The organism is uncultured Anaerococcus sp., assembly GCF_937934665.1.
Lineage (GTDB): Bacteria > Bacillota > Clostridia > Tissierellales > Peptoniphilaceae > Anaerococcus.
Genome location: NZ_CALGYW010000023.1, coordinates 1 through 10,400 on the forward strand (window position 1 = coordinate 1; position 10,400 = coordinate 10,400).

The 10,400-nt window shown below is 31.7% G+C and carries 6 protein-coding genes and 1 other RNA gene; 6 read left to right on the forward strand and 1 reads right to left on the reverse strand.

Annotation, left to right across the window (positions count from 1 at the left end; genetic code table 11):
- Positions 1-181 precede the first annotated feature (181 nt).
- Positions 182-536, reverse strand: a transfer-messenger RNA (tmRNA) gene (ssrA, locus tag Q0410_RS00970).
- Between the two features lie 149 nt (positions 537-685).
- On the opposite strand from ssrA, the gene Q0410_RS00975 reads away from it, so the two are divergent.
- The 6 genes from Q0410_RS00975 to Q0410_RS01000 all read left to right on the forward strand — a co-directional run bounded on the left by Q0410_RS00975 (position 686) and on the right by Q0410_RS01000 (position 10,206).
- Positions 686-1,819, forward strand: coding sequence for a glucose-1-phosphate adenylyltransferase (locus Q0410_RS00975; RefSeq protein WP_299031845.1), 1,134 nt, complete (start codon positions 686-688; stop codon positions 1,817-1,819).
- Position 1,820: 1 nt separating this feature from the next.
- Positions 1,821-2,948 carry a glucose-1-phosphate adenylyltransferase subunit GlgD gene (gene glgD, locus Q0410_RS00980; protein WP_299031848.1) on the forward strand — a complete coding sequence of 376 codons (1,128 nt, stop codon included), beginning with the start codon at positions 1,821-1,823 and terminating at the stop codon, positions 2,946-2,948.
- On the forward strand, positions 2,948-4,378 hold the full coding sequence (gene glgA / locus Q0410_RS00985) for a glycogen synthase GlgA (RefSeq protein WP_299031850.1): 1,431 nt from the start codon (positions 2,948-2,950) through the stop codon (positions 4,376-4,378). The genes glgD and glgA overlap by 1 nt, the downstream gene beginning before the upstream one ends.
- A 126-nt stretch (positions 4,379-4,504) precedes the next feature.
- Entirely contained in the window at positions 4,505-6,640 is a 2,136-nt protein-coding gene (locus Q0410_RS00990; RefSeq protein ID WP_367178685.1) for a glycogen/starch/alpha-glucan phosphorylase, read from the forward strand.
- The gene (gene pulA, locus Q0410_RS00995; RefSeq protein ID WP_299031855.1) at positions 6,627-8,522 is read left to right on the forward strand and encodes a type I pullulanase; all 1,896 of its coding nucleotides are present in this window, start codon (positions 6,627-6,629) and stop codon (positions 8,520-8,522) included. The genes Q0410_RS00990 and pulA overlap by 14 nt, the downstream gene beginning before the upstream one ends.
- On the forward strand, positions 8,512-10,206 hold the full coding sequence (locus Q0410_RS01000; RefSeq protein ID WP_299031859.1) for a phospho-sugar mutase: 1,695 nt from the start codon (positions 8,512-8,514) through the stop codon (positions 10,204-10,206). The genes pulA and Q0410_RS01000 overlap by 11 nt, the downstream gene beginning before the upstream one ends.
- The last annotated feature ends 194 nt before the right edge of the window (positions 10,207-10,400 follow it).

A 10,400-nucleotide genomic window follows, 5' to 3' on the forward strand; every position in this document is an offset into this window, starting at 1 on the left:
AAAAATATTTTCCAAGGAAAAAGACCTACAGATGATTTGTATTATAAGAAATAAGCAAAACTCCCAAAGCGGGAGTTTTTTAATTTAAAAAATTTTATATAAAAATAATAATCTAATTGTTAAATTAGTATAATGCATACTAAAAAAATAAACGTTGAATGATTAACGCTTACAAGGTGTTTGGTGGAGATGAAGGGAATCGAACCCTTGTCCGTGAAAGCATCACCAAAGGCATCTACAAGTTTATTAAGTTTTAAAGATTCGCACAAAAAATCAAAAACTTACAAAAAGTTTTTATGCTAGCTTCATAATACACAATATGGTTCAAAGCTTTGCCATATCGGTTGTCGCGAAATTATAAAACAAATATTAAGTCTGCGACGGACCTAATATTCATTGCTAGCCTATTACTAGGCAGCTAGTGCGAAGTTTGCTTCGCTATTTTCGTTTGCGTTTATATTTATTTATCAATTTACGTTTTGATATACGACTTGCAGCCAGAGCCTCTTCAATCACGTCGAAACCTAGGCATCCCCATGTAATTTATATTATACTGATAATATTAGTCTTGTCAAAATCGTAATCTATATGATAAAATATAAATAAGAAAAGGTTTTCTAGAATATAATTTACTTTATTGGGTATATATATTAAGACAATAATTATTCATAAAACAGGAGGGCTTATGAGAAACGCTAATAATACTGCAGCAATGCTTTTAGCAGGTGGACAAGGTTCCAGGCTTAAAGCGCTGACAAGAGAAATGGCTAAACCGGTAGTTCCATTTGGAGGGAAATATCGTATTATAGATTTTGCATTAAGTAATTCAACTAATAGTGAAATTAAGTACATAGGAGTTTTAACTCAATACAAACCTCAACTTCTTAACGAACATTTAGGTATAGGTGCTGCTTGGGACTACGATAGAAATTTTGGTGGTCTTAGAATTCTTACACCTTATTATACTGAAGAAGGTGGTAGATGGTTTGAGGGTACTGCTTCTGCCATTTATGAAAATATAAATTATTTGGATGAAGTAAATCCTGAATACGTTCTTATTCTATCAGGTGACCATATCTATAAGATGGACTATAGAGAGCTTCTTGATGTACACAAACAAAAGGGAGCAGATTGTACTATAGCTGTTATGGAAGTGGATTGGGATGAAGCAAGCCGTTTTGGTATTATGAATACTGATGAAGATGGAAAGATTATTGAGTTTGAGGAAAAACCAGAAAATCCAAAATCAAACCTTGCTTCTATGGGTATATATATTTTCAACTGGAAAGTTCTAAGAAAAGAACTAATTGAGGATTATGAAAATAAAGAATCTACAAATGATTTTGGTCATGATATCATTCCAAAAATGCTAGAGAATGGTTCACCACTTTATGTTTATAAATTTGATGGATATTGGAAAGATGTTGGAACTGTTAGAAGTTTCTGGCAAGCAAACCTAGATCTTATTGACCCTGACAATGAGCTTAGAATTTATGACGATAATTGGAGAATATATACCAAATCACTAAACCTACCTCCTCACAGAGTAGGAAAGAAGGCTGAGTTAACAGATACTCTTGTAAATGAAGCTTGTGTAATAAACGGTAAGGTTAATCATTCCGTTCTTTTTTCTGAAGTTATGATAGAAGAAGGTGCTGAAGTTTATAATTCTGTTTTATTAAATGGTGTAAAAGTTAAATCTGGAGTTAAAATCTACAATGCAGTTGTTGCAGAAAATATGGAATTAACTGAAGATATAGGTAAAGAAAATGACGAAAAAGTTTATTTAGTCAGCAACGAAGGTGTAGAGGAGGAATAGGATGGAAAGAATTGTCGCATTAGTATACAGTCCTGATTTTAATGAATCTAATTATGGATCCCTATGTGAGGTCAGGCCAGATTATATGTTACCATTCGCTGGTAGGTATAGAGTTATAGATTTTGCATTATCAAACCTAGCTAATTATGATATAAATAGGGTCATCCTTTATGCTGGAAGTAAGCTTCGTTCAACTCTTGACCATGTTGGTAATGGTAAAAGCTGGGAATTAAATAGAAGAAACGGCGGCCTTATGATTAACCCTATGGGTCTTGCTAATAAGGAAATTAGAAATGAAGTTGAGACCTACTATGATACTATAGTTTATTTCCAAGAACATGATTTTGATTATGTTTATATCAAAAATCCAATGTATATAATAAAAGAAGACATTGGTGATGCAATGGAAAAAATGAAAGAAGAAGATTTAGATTGCTTAATACTATCAAATAAAACTGTGGATAAGGATGGAGAATATTTAAACCAATCTATAATTAATTCTAACGAAGAAGGAAAGCCTGTAGGTGTAGGACTAAACCTTGGTATAACAGACAATATAGACCTGTTTTTAGGTTCTCTAATTATGAAAAAAGAGTCCTTCCTAAACGTATTAAGACACGCCATGCAAGCTAATGTTTCAAATTATTTACTATCAGCTATTTTTGCTTATCCAGGTAAATTGAATGTTGATTTTTATAGGCAAGATAAAGAATTTGAGATAATCAAAGATGTTAACTCCTTCTATGAAGTAAATATGAGACTTCTAAACCAAGAAACATTCGATAAGCTTTTCTATGAAGATGGATTAGTTTATACAAAATCTAAGGATGAACCATCAACTTCCTATACCAATAATGCCAGGGTTAAAAATTCCCTAATAGCAAATGGTGGTATTATTGAAGGAGAGGTTGAAAATTCAATAATCTTTAGGGGAGCTAAGATTGGTAAGGGTGCAATTATTAGAAACTCAATAATCTTCCAAGATTCTGTTATAGGCGACGGCGCTATCTTAAACTTTGTTATTACAGATAAGGGTACAGAAGTTGGACATGATGTAAGATTATTTGGTAATAGGGCAAACCCATACGTAACAAGTAAAAACGAATTATTAGATCAAAGGAGCTATTAATGAATATACTTTTTCTAACAAGTGAATCAGTACCATTCATAAAAACAGGGGGGCTTGCAGATGTTGCTGGAGCCCTTCCAAAAGAACTAAAGAAAAAAGGTGTGGATATTAGGGTTGTTATGCCTTTACATAAAGGCATAGATGGATCTTACCGTGAAAAGATGGAAAAGGTAACAGAATTTTACGTAGACCTTGATTGGAAACACCAATATGCAGGAGTGTATCAATTAGAATGGGATGGGGTTACTTATTATTTTATAGATAATATGGAATACTTTGATAGAGATGGCCTTTATGGATTTGATGATGATGCAGAAAGATATATTTTCTATTCTAAGGCTTGTACTCTCCTACCAAAAGAAATAAACTTCAAACCGGACATTATTCATTCAAATGACTGGCATACTGCTATGGTAAATGTTTTTGTAAATGACTTTAGGCAAGGGGATAGTTTCTATGAAGATATAAGAACTTTATTTACTATCCATAACCTAAAATACCAAGGTGTTTTCAACTCTGACTATATGGCCCTTGCAGGACTAGATGGAAGATATTTTAATGAAAATGACCTAAAATATTTTGATGCTATAAACTTTATGAAAGGTGGCATTATTCACGCCACTCATGTCAATACTGTTTCTGAAAACTATGCTAGAGAAATCCAATATCCTTTCTATGGTGAGGGATTAGATGGAGTTATTAGACAATATAACTATAAGCTTGATGGTATCGTAAACGGAATAGACTATGAGGTTTGGGATCCAAACACTGATAAAAACCTAGCTCAAAACTATGGACTAGATTCAATAGATGATAAGTATGTTAATAAAAAAGAATTACAAAAACTTTATAACCTACCTCAAAGAGACGACGTACCAGTATTTGGTATTGTGTCTAGACTAAATGAGATGAAAGGTATGGATCTAGTTAGGTATATACTTGAGGAGTTATTACAAGAAGATATCCAACTAGTAGTCTTGGGCACTGGCGATTATACCTATGAAGAAATGTTTAAATATTTTGAATGGAAGTATCCTGATAAGGTTGCAGCAAGGATTTATTATAATGATAAAGAATCCCATGACATATATGCAGGATCTGACTTTTATTTGATGCCATCTATTTCAGAACCATGTGGTATAAGCCAACTTATAGCTATGCGTTATGGTTCACTACCAATAGTTAGAGAAGCAGGTGGCCTTAAAGATACTGTTATACCTTACAACGAGTATACAGGAGAGGGTACAGGGTATTCTTTTGCTAATATAAATGCCCACGAACTTTTATTTGCAGCTAAAAATGCCATAGATGTTTACGCAAATAAAAAAGATGTCCATAGACAATTAATAGAAAATGCAATGAAACAAAAAAATGACTGGGAAAAATCATCTGAGAAGTACCTAGAAATGTATGAGAAAATTAAAGTTTAGTAAAATATGAAGACAGATAAAAATTTTATCGTAAAAAGAATACAAAGTTTTTTGTATTCTTTTTATGCTAAAAATACACAAAATGCAAGAATAAATGAAGTTTATGACTGCCTATGTAGGTATTTAATGGAAATTATTGGAAAAACTTGGGTTAAGTCTAAGGATTTAGCTGATGATAAAGATTATTATATTCTATCTTTTGAATACCTACCTGGCAAGTTTATAAACAGAAATATCCATAGACTTAAGATAAAAGATGAGATATCAAAAGCCCTCGATGAATTAGGGTTTAACCTTGATGATGTGCTTGCTTGTGAGAAAGAAGCAGATCTTGGGGTGGGTGATATCGGTATAGGATCATCAGCACTAATAAACGAACTTGCTAACCAAAAAAAGAGAGCTGTTGCCTATGCTTTAAGGTATGAAAATGGTAACTTAAAGCAAAAAATCGTTGATGGTAGACAAGTTGAATACTCTGACTTTTGGTTAGAGCAAGGCTCTAACTGGGAGCATAAAAAAGCTTTTTCTTACCAACTTGAAATTGATGGTAGGAAAAATAAGTCGATTGCTTATGACATGCCGATTTTAAGTGATGATGCGAGCTTTGTTAATACACTTAGACTTTTTAAGTCTGAAGTTATAAACCCAATAAATATAGAAGATTTCTCTAGGGGAGATTTTCTAAAAGCCTATGATGAATATATAAATATAAGCTCTATAAATAAATTTTTATATATTGATGACTCTACCTATGAGGGCAAAATTTTTAGGTTGAAACAAGAATATTTTTATTCTGTATCTGCTGTTAGAGATATATTTAGAAGATACAATAAAAGACACGGCAACCTAAAAGACTTAGAAAAAAATATCAAGATTTTTTCACACGATATTCATCCAAGCCTTGCTCAGATAGAATTTATTAGGATTTTATCTAAAGTTTATGATTACGAACTTGATGAAGCGATTAAAATATCTAGGTCGGTTTTTGATCATGTAGCCTTTTCTATTACAGATGATAGCGTTGAAGACTATGATATAGAAATGATAAGAAGAGTAAATCCAGAAATAATGAATGCTATAATCGAAATTCAGAAAAAACTTCAAGTTTCGTCTAAGGAGATGAGCCTTGTAAAAAATGGCAAGGTATCTTTTAGGAATATTAATAAATATCTTTCAGGAGACTATAATTATCTATCAAAAATAATTTCAGAAGACAGGAAAAATGATATCAATCATTCTTTTATTAATTATGGTACAGATAGGATTCTTTATACCGAGTCAGCCAACACTGAACTCACCAAGCTTTTAAAGAATTATGGAATAAGTTCTTTTTCAAATAAAAATATAGGTAAATTCAAAAAAATTAAAAATAATGTAGATTTTGCTAATGATTTAGAAAAAGTCAAGTACAATAATAAGAGAAAGCTTGCTAAGATTGTCAATGCAAGGCTAGGAGAAGTTATAAATCCTTACTCCATTTTTGATATTCAATTATCAATTATGCATGAAAGTAAGAGACAAATTTTAAATGGCCTGGCTATAGCGTATAAGTATTATATGCTAAAATATAACAGCAATCTTAAGCTTACGCCTACAACTTATATATTTTCAGGTAAGGCAAATGAAGGTTACTTCATGGCCAAGGAAACTATTAAATTTATCCTCGCCCTCAAAAAGATGATTGATAAGGATAAATTTATTAGAGAAAAAATAAAAATTGTATTTATTGAAGACTTGGATGTAGAAAAAATAAAGGAAATCCTACCTGCGGTAGATATTTATTCTAATTTAACCCTACCAACCTTAGATAACCAAAATTTCCACATCCTAAATTCTATCTTTAATATGGGAAATATCCTTTCTAGTAAGGGCGGTATTGTAGATAATTTAAAAGATAAGAATTCATTCTATACTTTTGGTGCTGATTTTAAAACTGTACAAAAATTAGATAGAGAAAATTCTTATGACGCTAATGAATTTTATTATAATAGCGAAGTGGTTAAATTCACTATAGATAATTTACTAAATGAATCCTACGATAATTTTCCATATACCTTTAAGACTATTTACGATCAACTTTTGATGTATAACGATTCTTTTAAGGTGTTCTATGATTTAGAATCCCTAATTAGGAAGAGAGATATTATTGAAAGAGATTATTTAGACTTATCTAAATGGACTAATAAACAGATTGAAAATATATTATGGGCAAATAATTTTAGATTGGATGAAGTGATTAATAGAGATAATGAACCTAGATAAAAATATTACCTATAAAGAAGTTAAAAATATAAGATTGGGAGCAATTTATAGTAAAAATGAAACTACATTTAGAGTTTATGCTCCAAATAGAGAAAAAATTGATTTAGTTATAACTGATGATTATAAGAAAGCTAGAAGGTCTACCTACCCAATGACTAAAGATGAGATGGGAATTTTTATAACCGTTCTACAAGGAGACTATGACGGATTTTTTTATAATTATATAGTAGAAGATAAGTATGAAGTTACCGATCCTTATTCGTATTCTGCGTCAATTAATTCGATGTATTCTGCAGTTATTGACCTTGATGATACTAATCCGGAGGGATTTAAAGATAGCAAAAGTCCTAATATCAAGGAAAATGAAGCGATAATTTATGAGCTTAGTGTAAAAAATTATACTGCAGATGAGTCAAGTGGAGTATTTAATAGGGGTAAGTTTTTGGGGCTAGCTGAAGCAGGAACTTGTTACAAGGACGTAAAAACTGGCCTTGATAACATTAAAGAGCTTGGTGTTACCCACGTTCAACTTTTACCCATCTATGATTTTATAAGCGTTGATGAAGATAGTGAAAGATTTTTCAGTGATGACAATTATAACTGGGGCTACGACCCTGAGTTATATTTTGCACCGGAAGGGTCTTATTCTACAAATCCTTTTGACCCCAAATCAAGAGTTAGAGAAGCCAAGGAAATGATAAAGGCTTTTCATGATAGGGGGATAGGAGTAATAATGGATGTGGTATATAACCACACCTTTAAAACTCTAGATTCAAACCTCAATACCCTTGCTCCTAAATACTACCATAGAACTAATCCAGATAATAATTTTTCAAATGGATCAGGTTGTGGAAATGAGCTAGCAAGTGAAAAGCCCTTTGTAAGAAAACTAATAATCGATTCTCTAGTTCATTGGGTCAAGGAATACAAAATAGACGGGTTTAGGTTTGACTTAATGGCTCTTATTGACCTAGATACTATGAAGCTTGCCATAAAAGAATTAAAGAAGATAAATCCTAATATTATTATCTATGGTGAGCCCTGGATGGCTTTATCATCGCCTTTATCTTCTGAACAACAAATATGGAAGGGGAGACAAAAATCAAATGGTTTTGGTGTCTTTAATGATGATTTTAGAGATGCTATAAAGGGTGATGTAAACTCTTACGGTAAGGGATATATCCAGGGAATTTTAAGCAATAAGGGCGCTATAGAAACGGGGATACGCGGATCTATTGATTATGGTGATGGAGTAGGATTTGCTGATGATGCAAGTGAGACAATAAATTATTTTAATTGTCATGATAATTTAATAATTTATGATAAGCTTCAAATATCACTAGAAAATACAGAAAATATAGATTCCTATGTGAAACTTGCGCTAGGTATTATAATGCTATCTTTTGGTAAGCCCTTTATTTATGAAGGTAATGAATTTAACCATAGCAAAAAAAATGAACCTAACTCTTATAATTTGCCTTTATCTATAAATGCACTTACATGGCAGGATAAGAAAAATAATCCAGAATTTTTTGCATATACAAGAGAACTTATACTTTTAAGAAAATCAATAGATGCCTTAAAATATACTAGTAAAAAAGATATTGAAAAAAAGCTAAAATTTATAGAGGAACTTGACGCAAGTCTTGTAGGTTATATTTTAGATAAAGAATACTTGGTTTTTATAAACGTTAATCATAGCGAAATGACAATTAGCGATAATGTTTTAGAAAAGTATATAGGTAGTAATAATTTTAATAAGATTGAGAAGATTTTTGATAAAGAGGGTAAGAATAATATAAGCGTAGACATAAGTCACGGCATTAGTATTGAACCTTTGTCGATAAATGTATATAAAATAGGAGATAAGCATGGACTATAAGAAAAATTTTGAAACTTGGTATGAAGATGATAGGTTTGATGAAGAAACTAGAAAAGAACTAGAATCTATCAAGGATAATGAAGAAGAAATAAAAGATAGGTTTTACCAATCTTTGAAGTTTGGAACAGCTGGTCTTAGGGGAAAACTAGGTGCTGGTACTAATAGAATGAATAAATATATGGTTGCCCAAGCTACCCAAGGTTTTGCAGATACAATAGCTGAAGGTGGTCAAGAAGCTAAGGATCGCGGAGTAGCTATCGCCTATGATGTAAGACATAAATCTTTAGAATTTTCTAAAATCACAGCAGAAGTATTTGCTGCTAATGGTATAAAGGTTTATATTCACAAGGATATTGAACCAACTCCAGTTTGCTCATTTACCATTCGTGAGTTAGGCTGTGTGGCAGGTGTAATGGTAACAGCATCTCATAACCCAAGAGAATATAATGGTTATAAAGCCTATAATGAAGAGGGTAGTCAAATTATGGATGAAACTGCAAACAAGATTTTATCCTATATAGGAGACCACCAAGACTTTTTTGAAATTCCTAGAATAGACTTTGAAGAAGGTCTGAAGGATGGGATTATTGAGTATGTTCCAGATGAAGTTATAGAAAAATACATCTCTTTAGTTAAAGATTGTACTATAAATGATGAGGGAATAGACAAAGATATCTGTATAGTCTATTCACCACTAAATGGTACAGGCAACAAACTTGTAAGAAGAATCCTAAAAGAAAGAGGATTTTCAAATATCCACGTAGTTAAAGAGCAAGAAAATCCTGATCCTGACTTTACAACTGTTGGATATCCTAACCCAGAAGATCCTAAGGCTTTTAAATATTCAGAAGAACTAGGAAAGAAAGTTGGAGCAGACTTGCTCTTAGCAACAGATCCTGATGCTGATAGGTGTGCAGTAGAAGTTAAGGATAAGGATGGAGAATATAAATTCTTAACAGGTAACTTAATCGGTACACTTTTAACCCAATATATCTTATCAGCTCTTAAGGAAAATGGAGAGCTACCAGAAAATCCTGCGGTAGTAAAATCAATAGTTACAACTGATTTAATAGCTCCAATTGCTGAAAAATATGGAGTACAAAAATTTGATGTACTAACAGGCTTTAAAAATATCTATGATAAGGCAAATGAACTAGAAAGAGAGAATTCAGGAAAATTTGTATTTGGATTTGAAGAGTCTATAGGATACAATTACAAGGACTTTGTAAGAGATAAAGATTCAGTAAATGCCGCCATGATGATAACAGAAATGGCTGCTTACTATAAGGCTAAGGGTAAGAGCTTAATAGATGTTATAGAGGATATTTACTCAGAACACGGATATTATTCTAATGAGGTGGTATCAATAGTCTTAGAAGGTGTTGATGGCCAAGAGAGAATTGGAAGAATTATGACTGAAGTTAGGGCCAATCCTATAAAAGAAATTAATGGTGAAAAAGTAGAAAAAGTTATAGATTATCAAAATGATGAAACAGGACTTCCAAAATCAAATGTATTAAAATATTACTTTGATGATGAATCTTGGGTAACTTTAAGACCATCAGGCACAGAACCTAAGATAAAAATATATGTAAATGCAATTTCTGATTCAATGGATAAGGCAATAGAGAAGAAAGATGCAATAATTAAACATATGGAAAAAATAATTGATTCTATAAACTAGGTCAGTGATAAAAACCTTGGAGTAAACTCTGAGGTTTTTTTCAATAATACTTGAATTTTACCTTAAAATATCATAATATATAGCCAAGGAGCATTAAATATATGGAAAAGTTTTTTAATCTTATTGATAAAGTATTTTCAATAAATGTTTTTGGCAGTTTAACCTTATATCAATTATTATCACCCATATTCAAG

Excerpts from the sequence above, each read along its gene's own strand:
- Q0410_RS00975 (WP_299031845.1), top strand. The coding sequence starts at position 686 with ATGAGAAACGCTAATAATACTGCAGCAATGCTTTTAGCAGGTGGACAA.
- glgD (WP_299031848.1), top strand. The coding sequence starts at position 1,821 with ATGGAAAGAATTGTCGCATTAGTATACAGTCCTGATTTTAATGAATCT.
- glgA (WP_299031850.1), top strand. The coding sequence starts at position 2,948 with ATGAATATACTTTTTCTAACAAGTGAATCAGTACCATTCATAAAAACA.
- Q0410_RS00990 (WP_367178685.1), top strand. The coding sequence starts at position 4,505 with ATGGAAATTATTGGAAAAACTTGGGTTAAGTCTAAGGATTTAGCTGAT.
- pulA (WP_299031855.1), top strand. The coding sequence starts at position 6,627 with ATGAACCTAGATAAAAATATTACCTATAAAGAAGTTAAAAATATAAGA.
- Q0410_RS01000 (WP_299031859.1), top strand. The coding sequence starts at position 8,512 with ATGGACTATAAGAAAAATTTTGAAACTTGGTATGAAGATGATAGGTTT.